Here is a 15,333-nt window from a genome sequence, read left to right as displayed (position 1 = left end):
TCCTACAGGTTGCCCATCGGCTCGATGTCGACCCGCACGGGCGTCCCCCACACCCGCAGCACCTCGTAGTCGGTGAACTCGTGCACCAGCCGGTACGCCATGGCGGCCCGGGGAGCCTTGCGCTGGGCCGCGATGAACAGCTCCGCCTCACGTCGGTCCCGGCGCGGGGTGCCGCACAGCTGCCAGGCCTGGCCGTTCCACAGCTCCGCCAGCCAGCGCTGCTGGGGCTGGGGCCGGTCGCCGCGCACGCCGTAGCGGGACGGCGCGGGTTCGGCGGGCTGCTGCTGGGGGGCGGGCCCGTTGAACTCCGCCCGGCGGGCCGCCCTGCGCCGCGTCTCGCACAGCAGGCACAGGTCGGGCGCGGCCTCGTCGACGGGGCCGTTCGGGTGCTCGGGGCATCGTGTGCTGGGCGCAGCCGTGGTCACGCTGTCCTCCAGCAGGTCCAGCGCGCGCTTCAGGTCGGCCCTGACCTCGTGCAGTTTGCCGTCCGGGGTGTCGGAGGTGAGGGCCTCCCCGTGCTCACCGAGGAGTCGGAGGGCGCGGCCTAGGGCGGTGAGCTGGGCGTGGTTCATGCGTCCATTGTCCTCAGTCGGCGTAGTCGTGGCGTCGCCGGGACATCGCCGCGCGGATCCCGGCCGCGTGAGCGTGGACCGTGGGGGCGGACAGGGGTGCGGCGGGTTGCGCGGGGGCGCGTTGGCCCCGGCAGGCGCTGCAACGCCCCCCTGGCAGGGTTTCCGGACGCCCCGGGGCGCCGCAGTTCGCGCACTCCAGGACCCGTAGGGGTGGGCGTGGAGCGGGTGGGGGCGGAAGTTTGCTGGTCAGGCGGTTTCGGACCAGGGCTGCGGGATGGTGGACCGGCGTCGGCAGGCCGGCGGTGAGCGCACGCAGTACGTCGTCTTCCGAGGCGCCCCGCTCGAACCACTCCGTCACAAGGGGAGCAAGGGTCGCACAGTCTGCCTCGGAGAGGGACAGCGCGGGCGCGGTGCGGCCGAGGGCGGCCAGGAGGATGTGGGCGCGGGAGCGGGTGGGGCGTGCTGCCTGCGGCTGCGGAGCATCGCCTCGGGTGAAGGCGGCCCACCAGTCGTCGTCCCGGGCGGTGGGGGACCACCACGATCGGGTGATCCAGCGAGAGCTGCCGTCGTCGGCCGTCACGCACTCCCGGCCTCGGCGCAGGTGGCCTGCCTGTTGGATGCGGTTGAGGGCCGTGCCCAGGGCGCACTGTCCGTACGGGAGCTGCTTGGCCAGCGTCTTTACGGAGATGTCGGCGCCGTCGGGGAGACGGTCCAGGTAAGCGGCGATGGCGGCTTCGCGGGGTGGGAGGTGGGCGAAGTCGCGTTTCGTGCGCGGGGGTTGGTCGGGGGTCGTGCGTTTGCCGTAGCCCGGGTTGGCCATGGGGTGCGCGGACGGGGAGGCAGCACTAAAGTTGGCGTCAGCCATGGGATCGACGTCTTTCGATCTCGATGGTTAAGCCCCCGCAGGTGTTGGCGCACCGGGCGGGGGCTGTTGCTTGTGCACGAACGTTAGAGGTCTGTCACTGTCCGTGGCAAGCCGAACGCGTCAAGTCAACACGCGGGGTGGGAGGGCGGGTTGAGGCCCTCCCACCCGTTCCTTGAAAAGAGCGCTCGAAGCCCGGGTCCCGAAGCTCAGGCCGTCTCGTCCTTGAGGTTCTCGACGAACGCGGCCCATGTCGTGGCCCGGAACACGAGCTTCGGGCCATGGGGGTTCTTGGAGTCGCGGACGGGGATCACATCAGGGATTGCCCGGGTGACTTCCAGGCAGTTGTCGCCGGTGCCGCCGCTGTAGCTGGACTTGTACCACTCAGGCATGTTCCTCATGGCCGTAATCCTGCGTCATCGCATCGAGGAGGGCCAGAGACTTCTCAGGCGAGACCGCCGAGGCCGTGAGGAGCTCGAAGTAAAGCCTGTAGCGCGCGACGGTGGCGGGGTCGTCCTCCAGCCGTCCGGTGTCGACTCCTTCGAGATAGACCAACGGAGGGGCGTCATCGAAATCCATCAACCTGACGCACCCCTGCATCCCTGGATGGGCCCCCGCGTCGAACGGCAGCAACTGAACGATGGCGCGGTTCCGGCGGATCAGGCCGGTGAGATGGCGTAGAGCTCCAGCCATGACCTCAGGCCCGCCCGTCACGCGGCGCAGCGCGGCCTCGTCAATCACCGTCCACAACAGAGGCCTTGTTGGATCGCCGAGGATCCGCGCTCACTCCATCCGGCCCGTCACCAGCTCCTCGATGAGCTCTTCCGCCGTCGAGGGCAGGTACGCACGGCTGACAGCGCGTGCGTACGCGGGCGTCTGAAGCAATCCCGGGATCAGCATCGATGCGTACTCCCTGATGGCCGTAGCCTGCGTCTCCGCCTCCGCTGCCTCCGCAAAGTGCTCGCGGTACTTGGACTTCGCCGCCGCCCCACAGTTCCGCCGGAAGAAATCCCCCGTCCCCAACTCCTCATCCAGCAAACGGGCGTACTCCGCCTGCAACCTCCGCATCCCCGCCTCCAACTGCCCGATGAACGACCCGCTCACGAACAGCCGTTGACCCAAGTCCTCCTGACTGAGGCCGGCCTTCTCGCGGGCGTGGCGGAGTTCGGCGCCCAGGAGGGCCCGAGGGGAGGAGGACGGGTCGAGGTCCCTGGAGCCGGGCATGGGCAACTCCCTGTCGTACAGATCGGGTTGTTGGACCGCCGTATCTGGCCAGGTTAGAGACGCGTCGGCCACGCTGTGTGGTGAATCACGAACTCAGCGTGGAGGTAGGGGAAAGTGCGCTCGACCGAAGAAATCGTGGAGTCGTTGCGGGACGCGCTCGCCGGAGTCGGGGTCGTGTTGCCGTCGCTGAGCGTCGACCCGGTGACCGGCGCGAGCGACGAGCCGTTCGCCCTGGTCGATCTGGGGCGGTGCAACGTACGGACCGCCGAGCACCTGACCGAGGTGCTGCGCTCACTGCCCGTACGGGAGACGCTGCGGGCCCGCGTGCGGCAGGTCAACCGGGAGCCCAAGTCGCGGTGAAGTATTGATGACCGGCAGATGTACAACCATTCGCCCGCCATTGCCGTCGAACAGACGTATCGCGCGTACACCCCGGCGTCCGCCCCACCGCACGCCACCCCGGAAGACACGTCCTTTCCCAGAGAAAGCCTCTCCATGACGTTCCGTTGGTTATGCGGTGTCCTGCGTGTGCGCGGGAAGACCGACCTTTTGCTTGTGTTCCTGTTCGCCGCCGGATTCGCCGCACTGCCCGTCTTCGCGTTGCTCCCGTCGCTGTGGGGCTTCGCCGTCGCCTCGGCCGTGACGTACGCCGCGGACGAGGTGCTGCACACGCGTTCACCCGCATTCGTGCGGCGGCTGGCGGCGCTGCAGCTGACCCGGACGATGCGGTTCGCCGTGCGGACGGTGATGCTGCTCGCACTGGCCGACCGGATGGACGCGCCGGGCGCGGTGCTGGTGGCCGGGCTGGCCGTGTTCAGCGCTCACTTCAGCCTGGTGATCCTGTACACGGCGGTGCATCACGCCATCCGGCGGCGGCGCGCGCTGCCGGTCGTGGTGCGCAACCTCGACATGAGCGGGGCGGGCATCCCGCAGTCGCCGCCCGCGCTCCTCTACCGGCGTTTCCTGCGCAAGCTGCTGCACCTGGACCTGCCCGCCCACGTGGGGCTGCTCGTCGCGCTCGCGGCGGGGGCCTGGCAGCCCGCGGGCATCGGTCTCGCACTCACCGCAGGGCTCGCCGCCGCGGCCGTGGCGGCGCTGCTGGGGCAGCTGCGCCGGGCCCGGCGGATGCCGTCGGGCGACGAGGTGATCGCCGAGGTCAACCGCCAACTCGCCGGATACCGGCCGGAGGTGGCGCTGTACTTCAGTTTCGCGTCCGTGTCGCGGGACTTCATGTACCAGGTCAACATGTGGATCGAGACGCTGGAGCAGCTCGACCGGCGGCCGTTGATCATCCTGCGGGAGCGGGCCTCGTTCCGCTACCTCGGCCGTACGTCGATCCCGGTCGTGTGCGTGCCGAAGGCCGACGACGTGGCGCAGTTGGAGCTGCCCGAGCTGCGGGTGGTGCTCTACCCGGGCAACGCGGGCAAGAACGTGCACATGCTGCGCGTCGCCGAGGCCAAGCACGTGTTCATCGGGCACGGCGACAGCGACAAGCTCGCCAGCAGCAACCGGGTCAGCAAGGTGTACGACGAGATCTGGGTGGCCGGCCGGGCCGGGCGGGACCGCTACCAGCGGGTGCGGCACGCCATCAGTGACGAGGCGATCGTCGAGGTGGGCCGCCCGCAGCTGTCGTCGATCCGGCTGCACGCCGACCAAGTGCCGGGACCGCTGCCGACCGTGCTGTACGCGCCGACCTGGGAGGGCTGGAGCGACGACGACTGCCACACGTCGCTGATCCCGATGGGCGTGCCGCTGATCGAGAAGCTGCTCACCGAGAACGTACGGGTCCTCTACAAGCCGCACCCCCTCACCGGGAAGCGCTCGCGTGCGGCGGCCGAGGCGGACCGGGCCATCCGTGAGCTGCTGCGCGCCGACAACGAGCGGCGTGACGCCCGGGAGGCCGAGGCCGCGATGGCCGCCGCCCGGCCGCGGCTCGCCGAGATCCAGGCCCGGCTCGGTGAACTGTCGGGGCGGCTCGGCGGCGACGACGCGCAGCAGACGCGCGAGGCCCGGGTCGCCGGCCTGGAAGGGGAGGCGGAGTGGCACGAGCTGCGTGCCGCATGGCACCGCATCTTCTGGGAGAGCCGGGGCCCCGTCGGGCACCAGGTGATCACACGGCAACTGCCCACGCTCTACGAGTGCTTCGACCAGGCCGACATCCTCATCAGTGATGTGTCGTCCGTGGTCGCGGACTTCGTGGCGAGCCTCAAGCCGTACGTGCTGACCAACGCGAACGACCTGCCCGACGAGGAGTTCCGGGCGGCGTACACCACCGCAGGGGGCGCCTATCTCCTCGACCGGGACTGCGCCCGGCTGCCGCGGATCCTCGACGCGGTGCGCGAGCCGCGGCACGACCCGATGGCACCCGAGCGCCGCACCCTCAAGGAGTACGTCCTGGGCCCGGACCGCCCCACCTCGATGGAGCGGTTCAACGACGCCGTCAACGCCCTGGCCGAGAAGGCCGCTGCGGAGCGGGACGAGCGCTGCGAGGGGAGGCAGCCGCTGGTCGCCGGGCTTTCGGGCTGACCGGGGCCGATCCGGTTCCGGTCGGCCGAGGCGCGGGCCGCTTGGATATCGTGGCGGGCGCCAACGAACGTTCGAGTGACAGGGGATCGGGACCATGAGCGCGTCCGGTACGGCGGTGGCGGCCGACGGCGCCGGAGGGGCGGGGAGCTCGCGGCCCGCCCCGTCCGGCGGACGCAAGACCGTCAGCTCCGTGCTGTGGGCCGTGCTGGTGCCCGCCCTGCTCCTCCTCGGCGCCGCGCTCGGACAGTGGATGACCTGGGCCGGAGTCGTCGTCGCCCTGGCGACCATCGCGGTCGCCGCCTGCGTCGTCGGCGGCTCCTGGCACCGGGCCGGGGCGGCGACGCTCGTCTCCTTCGCCGGCTTCGCGCTGATGCTGTTCGCCGGGCCCGCCGCGTACGAGGCGTACATGAAGACCGTCTCAGAGCCCGTCGACGCCGTGGTGACCCAGGTGGTCGACCGGGACCAGCGGCGCGGGCCGGACATGTCCTGCACGGTCCGGGAGCTCGGCGGCGAGCGGACGACGTACGAGGTGTCCCAGCAGGAGAACTGCTTCGGGCAGGCCCGGCCCGGTGACCGCGTCGAGATCCGCAAGGACCCCCTCGGGCTGCTCGACCCCCGGCTGCCCGACAGCCCCGACCAGCGGAACACCACGGAGATCACCCTCGCGGCCACCGCCGTACTGACGCTGCTCGTCGCCGGGGGCACCTTCTACGGCGGGCAGCGCCGCCGAGGCTGAGCCACGGACCGGCTTGACCCTCACGCCGCGTGAGGCCGGAGGGTGGGGTGCATGAGCGACTACTGCAACGCCGGCCTGGACACGATCGGGGCCGTCCTGGGCGCTCGTGACGGACGTGCCCGGCGCGTTGCGCGCGCAGCAGTCTCTCGACGGCATCGCCTCAGCCGTGACTATGACGCCGATCGAAGCCGGGACGCCAGACCGGCGAAGTAGCTGCGGTGCACGGAGGCCAGGTCGACGTGCTCCGGGTCCAGCAGCCAGAGCAAATGGGCCCCTTCGATGAACGCGGCCGTCTCGGCGGCCAGGACGGCCGGATCGAGATCCGCGCGCGCGGAACCGTCGGCCATGGCGCGCGCGAACAGGGAGGCCAGGTGCGTTCGCAGTGCCCGGCCACGGTCCCGGAACCAGATGTGAAGCACGGATCCGGGATCCAGGTTCTCCGCGGTGAGGGTGGTGTGCAGGGCGGCCAGATCCCGTTCGGTGGCGGCGGTGTGCTCGGCGTCCCGGATGAACCAGTCGAACGCCTCGTTCAGGGTGGGTTCCGCATCCTCCGGGATGGACAGCCGTTCCAGGGCACGCCGGTCCGCCTCCTCCAGCACGGCTCGCACGAGGCCGTCCTTGCTGCCGAAGTGGTGGATGAGAGCGGACGGGGTGACGCCGGCGCGCTCGGCGATCGCGGCCACCCCGGTGCCGCGGACCCCCTGGCGCGAGAACAGCTCGATCGCCGCGTCGACCATGGCGCGGCGGCGCTCCACGCCACGCCTCTGCACCTGTCCCTTGACACCCGCCATGGGGTCAGCGTGCCCGCACCGCGCCGCGGCGTCCAACTCGCGTCGGCCGGAAAGCAGGTGCGCACCCTGCCCACACCCATTAACCTGAACGACCATGCAGGAAAATGAATCGAAGAACGCATACCCGACGGGCCGCGAGCGGATGGTCCGCACGGAGGGCCTCGAGCTGTGGACAGAGGACTTCGGGGAGGCGGACGATCCCGCGGTGCTCCTGGTGATGGGCGCTCAGGCACAGGGCGTTCAGTGGAACGACGGCTTCGTCCGTCGCCTGGTCGACGGAGGCCGCCGGGTCATCCGGTACGACCACCGCGATACCGGGCGCTCTTCCAGGGTCGACTTCACCGACCGGCCTTACACCGTCGCCGACATGGCCTCCGACGCGCTCGCGGTCCTGGACGCGCTCGGGGTGGGACGAGCACACGTGGTGGGCGCGTCCCTCGGCGGCGTCATCGGTCAGCGGTTGGCCGTCACGCAGCCGAGCCGGGTGCTGACCCTGACGAGCCTGTCGTCCCAGCCTCTCGGAACGGACACGGCGGCGGCAGTCCAGCGCGCCCTGGAGGGGGCGCCTCCGCTCCCCGGCGAACTGCCTCCGCCCGAGCCCGAGCTGCTGGCCGTGCTCGCCTCGGCCTTCCCCGAACCGCGGGCCGGCCTGGAGGCCTACCTCGCCGCCCGGCTGCCGCTGTGGCGTGTCCTGCACGGTGCGGTGCTGCCGTTCAGCGAGGAGGAGTACCGCGCGATGGAGCGCCGGGTGTACGAGCGGGCGCGTGATCTGCGGTCCGCGCTCAACCACACGCTCGCGGGTGCCGACCCCGTCGGTTCCACGGCGGACCTGTCCTGCGTCACGGCACCGACGCTGGTGCTGCACGGCACCGAGGACCCGATGTTCCCGCCCGCCCATGCCGAGGCCACCGCTGCGGCCATCCCCGGTGCCCGCCTGGTCCTGATCGAAGGCATGGGCCACACCCTGCCCTCGGCGCTGGACGACCGCCTTGCCGACGAGATCCTGCGCCACACGGGGCGGGCAGCACAGGTGACCGCCTGACGGCAGGTCTACGGGCGAGCCGCCAGCGCCGCCCGCAGGTGCCCCCCGGAATCCTCCAGCAGGCGGGCCGCCGTCGGGCCGTCCACGTCGGCCAGGATGCTGAGGATGGCGTTCTTCACCTCGCCGTCGGTGGCGGCCAGGGCGCGGTCGATCTCGTCGTCCGCGGCGCCGGTGGCGAGGGCGACGATGCGGTGGGAGCGGGCGCGCAGTTTGTCGTTGGAGGCGCGGACGTCGACCATCAGGTTTCCGTAGGTCTTGCCCAGCCGGATCATCGTGATCGTCGAGAGCATGTTGAGGACGAGCTTCTGCGCCGTGCCGGACTTCAGGCGGGTGGAGCCGGTGAGCAGTTCGGGGCCCACCACGATCTCGATGCCGTGGTCGGCGGCCGCCGCGAGCGGGCTTCCGGGGTTGCAGGCGAGGCCGACGGTGAGGGAGCGGTGGGCGCGGGCGTGCTCCACCGCGCCGATGGCGTAGGGGGTGCGGCCCGAGGCGGAGATGCCGACCACCGTGTCGTCGGGGGTCAGGGCGAGGGCGTCCAGGTCCGCCCGGGCCAGTTCGCGGGAGTCCTCCGCGCCCTCGACCGAGGTGACCACGGCGTCCGGGCCGCCCGCGATCAGGCCGACGACCCTGGCGGGGTCGGTGTTGAACGTGGGCGGGCACTCGGAGGCGTCCAGGACGCCCAGCCGGCCCGCCGTGCCCGCGCCCGCGTAGACCAGGCGGCCGCCCCGGGCCATCCGCTGCGCGACGGCGTCGATCGCGGCGGCGATCTGCGGGAGCCGCGCCGCGACCGCCCCGGCCACGGTGGCGTCCTCGCCGTTCATCAGCCGGGCGATGTCGAGGGTGGGCAGCCGGTCGATGTCCGCGAGCTCCGGCCGGAAGGCCTCGGTGGTCAGGGACTCCAACTCGGTCCTGAGATCACGGGGGTGGGAGGTGGAGGTCATGGACGGCTCTTTCCGTGTCTTTCCGGTGCTGGGCGGGGCGGCTGCCTCAGGAACGATGCCGGTGGGCCAGCGCCTCGTACGACGCCGACAGCGCCGGCGCCGCCTTCTCGTACGTCCGCTGCGCCACCCCCACGAACAGGCAGTCCACCACGAGGAGCTGACCGGTCCGGGACGACATGGCCGCCGGGCGCAGCTCGCTCTCCCGTGCGGTGGACGTGGTGAGGACGTGGTCGGCGTACTGCGTGACCGGACCGTCGGGGCGGCCGGTGATCGCCACCGTCGTGGCCCCGCGCTCGAAGGCCACCCGCAGCGGCTCTATGACGTCCCCCGTCGACCCGGAGTGCGTGACGGCGATCGCGACGTCGCCCGCGCGCAGCTGCACGGCGTTGGTGACGGCCAGGTGCGGGTCGCTGTGGGCGTGCGCCATCAGCCCTATGCGCAGCAGTTTCTGCGTGAGGTCCTGCGCGACCAGGCCGGACGCCCCGACCCCGTACACATCGGTGCGGCGGGCCGTGGTCAGTGCGGTGACGGCCGCGGCCAGTTGGACCGTGTCGAGACCGGCGGCCGTGTCGGCGAGGGTCTGCTGCTCGTCGTAGGCGAGCTTGGCGACCACGTCGGCGATCGGGTCGTCCACCGCGATGTCCGTCGTGATGGCCGGGGCGCGGCCCGACTGCTGCTGGGCCGCGAGGCCGGCGAGGGCCAGGCGCAGGTCCCGGTAACCCGGATAGCCCAGCAGGCGGGCGGTGCGTACGACGGTGGCCTCGCTGGTGCCGGTGAGTTCGGCGAGGCCGGTGACCGTGAGAGCCGCGCAGCCGGCCGGGTCGCTCGCGACGGCCTCGGCGACGCGCTGCATGGAACGCGTCATCGACGGGCCCAACGTGCGGACCTTGGCCGCGAGGGCGGCCGGGGCGGGCGGGGCGCCGCTCGCCCCGGAGGAACCGCCACGCTCGCGGGCGAAAATTTCCTTCACGTCACGGGTCACGATTGAAAGATATTTTCGGGGCGGCGGCGGGGTCAAGAGTGCGCACAATGGGTGCATGGAACCCATCAGCCCCCTGGAGCAGGCGCTGCACGCCGCGCGCGCCCTCGTGCTGGCCGACCTCGTCGCGGGCCGCGTCGCCGACGCGGATGTCGTGTCGCTGGTCGAGGAGTCCGTCAAGCAGCGCCGATGGTGGGTCGAGCAGTGGCCCGAGGGCGCCCGGTACGTGGCCGGACTGGTCGCGCAGGACGTCCAGGACTCCCTGCTGGAGCGGTACGGCCGCTGGCCGCTGTGCCCGGTGTGCGGCGCGGGCGATCCGCACGCCCTCGCGGTGGAACCGGAGTTGGGGCCCGACCCGCACTGGGTGTGCGGCGAGGCGGGTGTGAAGGTCGCCGCGGTGGGGTCGCTGGGCGAGGCCATCGGCGGGCCGGCGTCCTCGTGAGGCCCTGGTGACGATCTACATCGACCCGCCGACCTGGCCCGGCCACGGCCGCCTGTGGTCCCACCTCGTCAGCGACGTCTCCTACGACGAACTGCACACCTTCGCCGCCCGCCTCGGCGTCCCGCCCCGGGCCTTCGAACGCGACCACTACGACATCCCCGAGCAGCGCTACGCCGACGCGGTGCGTGCCGGGGCCGTGGAGGTCAGCAGCCGCGAGGTGGTGCGGCTGCTGCACGCGGCGGGGCTGCGGCGGCCCAAGGGGCGCTATCCCTCGCGGGGTTCGCGCAGCTCGTAGGTCAGGTGCTCGGGGTCCTCGGCGACCTGGGTGAACCCGGCGCGCGCGAGCACGTTCTGCGACGGCGGGTTGTCCCGCTCGACGTTCGCGACCACCGTCCGCGCCTCGGGCCGGCCCAGCGCCCAGGCCGACAGGGCGCGCAGCGCCTCGGTGGCGTAGCCGTGGCCGCGGGCGCCCTCGACCAGGTCGTAGCCGACCTCGACGCGGCCCTCCCCGTCCGGGACGCTGTGGAAGCCCATGGCGCCGATCGCGCGGCCGTCCTCGCGCCGGACCAGCACGTACGTGCCCCACTCCGGCCGGTGGACGCCGTCCTCGTACTGCTTGTACACCAGCCCGGTGCCGGCCCGGGTGCCCTCCATCGGGCCGCCCTCGATCCACTCGAAGCCGCCGTCGCCGACCGTGGACAGGTCGGCCGCGGCCGCCGGGGTGACGCCCTCGAGGGTGAGCCGCTCGGTGCCGATCACCAGGTTGTTGTTCCAGCGCCACTGCGTGAGCGGGGCGCGGCCGTCCAGCTCCCCGCGGCCGGTGGCCCACAACAGGGTCGGCCACGGGGTGGGCCCCGGCTGGACGTGCGGGAAGATCCGGGTGAGCACGAAGTCGCACAGCTCGGGCGCCGGTTCGTACGACACTCCCAGCCCCTCGGCGATGTCGTGCGTGTGCAGCAGCACCTCGGCCACGCCCATCGCGGCGAACCCCTCACGGTTCGCGCTGCGGAACGGGTACGGGTGGAAGGCCCGCACGTCGCGCGGGGCGGTGCGGACCGCCGCGGCGAGCAGGGCGCCGGTCGTGCGGATCACCTGCACCGCGCCCGCGTTGTCGGTCCCCTCGTCCAACGAGATCTCAAAGGGCGTGTACCCCTCGGGCTCCCGTCCGGCCAACTGTCCCGCGTACGCGATGAGATCGCCCGCGATGTGCACGGCCGTCTCCCGGCAGCTCCACTCCAGCCGCCCGGCCCGCACCGCCTCCCAGTCCTGCTCGACAACCGCCCCCAGCAGCCCGACACACTCGTCGACGGCCTGCTCCACCTGCTCCGCACCCGTTGTCCACATGGGGGCAGGCTACGAGGCGCCGTGGGGTGGGAGCGACAGCATTTCCAGCTCGGCGGTGAGGTTGTAGCGGGCCGTGGCCTCCCACTCGGCGGCGCCGTGCGGTGTCCTGAACAGGCGTGGAAGGTCGAGCAGTTGGCGCAGGATCGCGGCGCGGCCCTCGCGGAAGGCGTCGCTGGGGACGAAGTGGTACTCCTCGCGGACGGCGGTGGTGTAGGCGGCGTACGCCGACGGGGGCGAGGCGAGGATCGCGAGGTCGGCGTCGCACAGGACCTGGCCGTCGGGGTCGTCGTCGGCGGGGTCGTGGGTGACGGTGAGCCGGACCAGGCGGGCCACCTCGGCGGTCCTCACGTCGGGAACGCCGGCCTCCGCGAGGGCGCGTTCGGCGAGGCGGGCCGAGCGCTCCTCGTTCTCGGAGCGGTCGGGCAGGTAGACCGCGTCGTGGAACCAGGCGGCCAGCCGGACCACGTCCGGGTCGTGCGCGTACCGCTGGAGTTCGTCGACGCGGTCGAGGACCGTAGTGAGGTGCTCGACCGTGTGGTAGCGGCGCTGCGGCTCCTGCCAGCGGGTGAGCAGCGCGTCGGCGTACGGCGCCGGGTCCGGGCCGCCGGCCGGGCCCCGGGCCGCTTCCAGGGCGCGGGCGAAGCGGATGCGCAGCAAGTCGAGATCGGCCATGGGGGCATTCTCCCGCCGAGCGGGGTCGGGCACCTAGCGTGGGGTCCATGACGACTCCTGCTGATGTTCATGACGTACGGGACCCCGAGCAGCCCGGGCGGCTGCTGACGATCGAGCGCGACGCGCTGATCCCGCTGCTGCGGAGCCGGGCCGGGGAGGACTTCGCGAGGCCCGTCGCCGCGTGTCCGGGCTGGACGGTGCGGGACGTGCTGGCGCACTGCTCGGCCGCGCTGACGCGGGTGACGGAGGGGAGGTTCGAGAAGGGCGTGTTCTCGCCCGAGTCCAACGACCGGGACATCGCGGATCGGGCCGACTGGAGCGACGCGCAGGTCGTCGACGAACTGGAGCGCGGGATGGGCGCGGTCGGGCCGGTGATCGCCGGAGCCGGCGGGAAGCTGGACAGCCTCGCCGTGGGGGAGTGGGTGCACGCCGGGGACGTGCGCGAGGCCCTGGGCGAGCCGGGGGCGTACGGCGGGGCCGGGCTGCCGGACGCGCTCGCGCTGCTCGCCCGGATCACCCGCGAGCGGGGGCACGTGCCGCTCCACGCCGATCTCGACGACCTGGACGAGCCGCTGCGGCTCGGGGAGAGCGGCGGGGAGCGGCCCCCGGGCCGGTTCATCGGGGACGGGCCGACGCTCGTACGGCTGTACACGGGGCGGCCGGTCGACGGGGCGCCCGCGTTCGAGCTGGCCGGGGTGGAGGCGAAGGAGCTGAACATCTTCGGCTGAGGCGGGGAGCGGGGCCCCGGGGGCTTCGGATGCGGCGGGAATGGGCAGCGTAGTCTTGATTGGACTAGACCTGTCGCAACCTGTCGCAACCGCCAGGCGTCCGTACCCGACGCCGTGCCGCCGAAGGGGCCCCATGAGCAAGCGTGCAGTCCTGGAGGTGATCGCCCTCGGCGTCGAGGACGCGGTCGCCGCCCAGGCGGGAGGCGCGGACCGCCTCGAGCTGGTCACCGACATGGCGGCCGACGGGCTCACCCCGTCGGCCGCCACCGTCGCCGGGATCCGCCGCGCGGTCGACCTCTCGCTGCGGGTGATGCTGCGGCTCGCCGACGGGTTCGCGGCGGGGGACGTCGACCGGCTGGTGCGGGTGGCCGGGGAGCTGCGGGAGGCCGGGGCCGAGGAGTTCGTACTGGGCTTCCTCGACGCCGGGGGTGCGGTGGACCTGGCGGCCGTGGAGCGGGTCGTGGGGGTGCTGGACGGCTGCCCCTGGACCTTCCACCGCGCGATCGACCGGGCCGCGGACCGCGATGCCCTGCGCAAGCAGCTGGACGGGATGCCGGGGCTGGACACGTATCTGACGGCCGGGTCTTCGGGTGGGGTCGACGAGGGGCTGCCCGTGCTGCTCGCGGAGGCGGGGCGGGCCGGGGAGCCGGGGTACGAGCAGCGGTTGCTGGTGGGAGGCGGGCTGCGGCTGGAGCATGTGCCGGTGCTGCTGGAGGCCGGGGTCGACGGCTTCCACATCGGCGGGGCGGCCCGGCCGGAGGGCTGGGCGGCGCCGGTGTCGGCGGATGCCGTCGCACGGTGGCGGGCCGCCCTGGACGCCGTCTGAGCGCCCCGGGCCCCACCCCTGGGTGAGGGCGCGCCCGCCTCTGGACGGGGAAGCAGGGGATGTGTCCGTGCGTTGTGCTGCTGCATGAGCCTGCGCTTCTCACTGATGGGTCCGGTACGAGCCTGGCGCGACGAGGAGGAGATCGGGTTGGGGCCGCGCCAGCAGCGGGCGGTGCTGGCGGCGCTGCTGCTGAACAACGGCATCCGGCTGAGCAACGACCAGTTGATCGGTATGGTCTGGGACGACCCGACGCCGAGCGCGGTGATGGCGTTGCGGACGTATGTGTACAAGCTCCGCAAGTTACTTCCGGAGCTCAACCTGAAGTCCAGGGACGGCGGGTACACGGTCCACGCGGAGATCGCCGACGACTGCCGCGGCGAGCCCCTGGAAGGCCTCCGGAGTGCCTACTTCGACGCGCAACGGGTGCGGCTCGGCGACTACCGGCTCAAGGCGCGGGAGGACTGCCTCGAACGCGACCCCGACGTGCTGGAGCTGCAGAAGCACGTCGCCGCCTTCCCGCTCAGGGAACGACCGCGTGCCCTTCTGATGCGCGCGCTCTACCTGGAGGGCAGGCAGGGCGAAGCGCTTGACCACTTCCACCAGGTGCGCGCACTCCTCATCGAGGAGCTCGGCCTCGAACCAGGGCCGGAGCTGCGCAGGGTCCACGCGCAGATCCTCAACGGCGACCTCACCCCGCCGCGCAGGCCGGAGCAGCTGCTGCCGGATCTGATCGACTTCACCGGCCGTGCCGAGGAGATCGCGCAGGCTCTCCGGGCGTTGCCGGGCACGGTGGGCATCACCGGTATGCGGGGCAGCGGCAAGACCGCGCTGGCCACCCGGATCGGCCACCTCGTCAGGGGCCGCTTCCCGGACGGGCAGATCTTCGTCAGGGGCGGGGACGTCGCCGACGAGCTGTTGCGCGCGGTCGGCGTGGAGAACCCCGTCGGCGACAAAGCGGCACTGTGGCGGGAGAAGGCGCGCGGCAAGCGTTTCCTGGTCGTTGTCGACGACGTGCAGGACGCGGCGGCCGTACGCGATCTCGCCACGCCCGGCTCGGCGACGATTCTCACGAGTGTCCGCCGGTTGAACGAGCTGCCGGGGGTGACCTGGCTGAAGACCGCCGGGCTGGCCGAGCGGGAGGCACGGGACTTCTTCCGCAAGGTCCTCGGCCCGGTGCGCGCGGACGCGGAACCCGGGCAGGCCGAGGTGCTGCTGGAACGCCTCTCGCGACTGCCGGGCCCGATCAGGGTGATGGGCGGCAAGCTCAGCTCGCGTCCGCACTGGACGATCGGGATGGTTCTGCTGCAAATGGAGCGGGAGAGCAAGCTCGACGGCGTGATCCCCTCCGACTGCGCTGCGATGTTCGCCCCGTTGATCGCGGCCGAGGAGGAGCTGAGCGATCCGGAACGGCACATGCTCATGTGCTTCGCGCGCCAGGACGCCGAGGTGATCGACAGCCACCACGCGGCGGACATGTCCGGGGCCGACCCCGGTGAGATCGAGATGGTTCTGGAGTCGCTCACGGGCGTGCACCTGGTCGAGCCCCTCGTACTCGGCCGCTACCGGCTGCCGCACTTCGTGCGCCTCTACTTCAGGCTGCGCACACTGGCCCTGACCACCTGATTCATTTCGCTGTCCGCGCGACCTG

The 15,333-nt window shown here is 72.2% G+C and carries 17 protein-coding genes and 1 pseudogene; 9 read left to right on the top strand and 9 right to left on the bottom strand.

Annotation, left to right across the window (positions count from 1 at the left end):
* Positions 1-2: 2 nt before the first annotated feature.
* The 4 genes and pseudogenes from ACZ7EG_RS16555 to ACZ7EG_RS16540 all read right to left on the bottom strand — a co-directional run bounded on the left by ACZ7EG_RS16555 (position 3) and on the right by ACZ7EG_RS16540 (position 2,658).
* Entirely contained in the window at positions 3-572 is a 570-nt protein-coding gene (locus ACZ7EG_RS16555) for a hypothetical protein (RefSeq protein ID WP_471078335.1), read from the bottom strand.
* A 13-nt stretch (positions 573-585) separates the two neighbouring features.
* Positions 586-1,392 carry a hypothetical protein gene (locus ACZ7EG_RS16550; protein ID WP_471078825.1) on the bottom strand — a complete coding sequence of 269 codons (807 nt, stop codon included), beginning with the start codon at positions 1,390-1,392 and terminating at the stop codon, positions 586-588.
* Between the two features lie 251 nt (positions 1,393-1,643).
* A complete protein-coding gene (locus tag ACZ7EG_RS16545) occupies positions 1,644-1,835 on the bottom strand; it encodes a DUF397 domain-containing protein (RefSeq protein WP_471078332.1) in 192 nt (63 codons plus the stop codon).
* Positions 1,819-2,658 (bottom strand): annotated as a pseudogene (locus ACZ7EG_RS16540) (helix-turn-helix domain-containing protein). Before ACZ7EG_RS16540 ends, ACZ7EG_RS16545 begins: the two are co-directional and overlap by 17 nt.
* Before the next feature lie 114 nt (positions 2,659-2,772).
* On the opposite strand from ACZ7EG_RS16540, the gene ACZ7EG_RS16535 reads away from it, so the two are divergent.
* The 3 genes from ACZ7EG_RS16535 (at position 2,773) to ACZ7EG_RS16525 (ending at position 5,920) form a co-directional block, all read left to right on the top strand.
* Positions 2,773-3,018, top strand: coding sequence for a hypothetical protein (locus ACZ7EG_RS16535; protein WP_361877059.1), 246 nt, complete (start codon positions 2,773-2,775; stop codon positions 3,016-3,018).
* A 135-nt stretch (positions 3,019-3,153) separates the two neighbouring features.
* Positions 3,154-5,184: a hypothetical protein gene (locus ACZ7EG_RS16530; RefSeq protein ID WP_471078329.1), complete on the top strand. Its 2,031-nt coding sequence runs from the start codon at positions 3,154-3,156 to the stop codon at positions 5,182-5,184.
* A 94-nt stretch (positions 5,185-5,278) separates the two neighbouring features.
* Positions 5,279-5,920, top strand: a complete 642-nt coding sequence (locus tag ACZ7EG_RS16525) for a hypothetical protein (protein WP_471078326.1) — start codon at positions 5,279-5,281, stop codon at positions 5,918-5,920.
* Positions 5,921-6,090: 170 nt separating this feature from the next.
* Here the strand turns inward: ACZ7EG_RS16525 and ACZ7EG_RS16520 are convergent, their stop codons facing one another.
* The gene (locus ACZ7EG_RS16520; protein WP_471078323.1) at positions 6,091-6,711 is read right to left on the bottom strand and encodes a TetR/AcrR family transcriptional regulator; all 621 of its coding nucleotides are present in this window, start codon (positions 6,709-6,711) and stop codon (positions 6,091-6,093) included.
* A gap of 94 nt (positions 6,712-6,805) precedes the next feature.
* Between ACZ7EG_RS16520 and ACZ7EG_RS16515 the strand changes: the two genes are divergently transcribed.
* Entirely contained in the window at positions 6,806-7,753 is a 948-nt protein-coding gene (locus tag ACZ7EG_RS16515; RefSeq protein WP_471078320.1) for an alpha/beta fold hydrolase, read from the top strand.
* A gap of 8 nt (positions 7,754-7,761) precedes the next feature.
* Here ACZ7EG_RS16515 and murQ read toward each other — a convergent pair whose 3' ends face one another.
* Positions 7,762-8,694, bottom strand: a complete 933-nt coding sequence (gene murQ / locus ACZ7EG_RS16510; protein ID WP_471078317.1) for an N-acetylmuramic acid 6-phosphate etherase — start codon at positions 8,692-8,694, stop codon at positions 7,762-7,764.
* A 46-nt stretch (positions 8,695-8,740) separates the two neighbouring features.
* On the bottom strand, positions 8,741-9,676 hold the full coding sequence (locus ACZ7EG_RS16505) for a MurR/RpiR family transcriptional regulator (RefSeq protein WP_471078314.1): 936 nt from the start codon (positions 9,674-9,676) through the stop codon (positions 8,741-8,743).
* 55 nt (positions 9,677-9,731) lie between these two features.
* Between ACZ7EG_RS16505 and ACZ7EG_RS16500 the strand changes: the two genes are divergently transcribed.
* Together ACZ7EG_RS16500 and ACZ7EG_RS16495 are read left to right on the top strand one after the other, a co-directional pair.
* Positions 9,732-10,115 carry a hypothetical protein gene (locus tag ACZ7EG_RS16500; protein ID WP_471078311.1) on the top strand — a complete coding sequence of 128 codons (384 nt, stop codon included), beginning with the start codon at positions 9,732-9,734 and terminating at the stop codon, positions 10,113-10,115.
* Between the two features lie 7 nt (positions 10,116-10,122).
* Positions 10,123-10,410, top strand: a complete 288-nt coding sequence (locus tag ACZ7EG_RS16495) for a DUF4031 domain-containing protein (protein ID WP_376646845.1) — start codon at positions 10,123-10,125, stop codon at positions 10,408-10,410.
* Here the strand turns inward: ACZ7EG_RS16495 and ACZ7EG_RS16490 are convergent.
* Together ACZ7EG_RS16490 and ACZ7EG_RS16485 are read right to left on the bottom strand one after the other, a co-directional pair.
* Positions 10,380-11,435, bottom strand: a complete 1,056-nt coding sequence (locus ACZ7EG_RS16490; protein ID WP_471078822.1) for a GNAT family N-acetyltransferase — start codon at positions 11,433-11,435, stop codon at positions 10,380-10,382. The genes ACZ7EG_RS16495 and ACZ7EG_RS16490 overlap by 31 nt on opposite strands.
* A 33-nt stretch (positions 11,436-11,468) precedes the next feature.
* The gene (locus ACZ7EG_RS16485) at positions 11,469-12,131 is read right to left on the bottom strand and encodes an HD domain-containing protein (RefSeq protein WP_471078308.1); all 663 of its coding nucleotides are present in this window, start codon (positions 12,129-12,131) and stop codon (positions 11,469-11,471) included.
* Between the two features lie 47 nt (positions 12,132-12,178).
* On the opposite strand from ACZ7EG_RS16485, the gene ACZ7EG_RS16480 reads away from it, so the two are divergent.
* The 3 genes from ACZ7EG_RS16480 to ACZ7EG_RS16470 all read left to right on the top strand — a co-directional run bounded on the left by ACZ7EG_RS16480 (position 12,179) and on the right by ACZ7EG_RS16470 (position 15,308).
* Entirely contained in the window at positions 12,179-12,859 is a 681-nt protein-coding gene (locus ACZ7EG_RS16480) for a maleylpyruvate isomerase family mycothiol-dependent enzyme (RefSeq protein WP_471078305.1), read from the top strand.
* Between the two features lie 133 nt (positions 12,860-12,992).
* Positions 12,993-13,685, top strand: coding sequence for a copper homeostasis protein CutC (locus ACZ7EG_RS16475; RefSeq protein WP_471078302.1), 693 nt, complete (start codon positions 12,993-12,995; stop codon positions 13,683-13,685).
* Positions 13,686-13,790: 105 nt separating this feature from the next.
* The gene (locus tag ACZ7EG_RS16470; RefSeq protein WP_471078299.1) at positions 13,791-15,308 is read left to right on the top strand and encodes a BTAD domain-containing putative transcriptional regulator; all 1,518 of its coding nucleotides are present in this window, start codon (positions 13,791-13,793) and stop codon (positions 15,306-15,308) included.
* Positions 15,309-15,333 lie beyond the last annotated feature (25 nt).

The sequence above is a fragment of the Streptomyces sp. NPDC037100 genome (assembly GCF_055606225.1).
The sequence above is the reverse complement of the archived record's forward strand: the minus strand, read 5'-3'. Positions and strand labels throughout refer to the sequence as shown.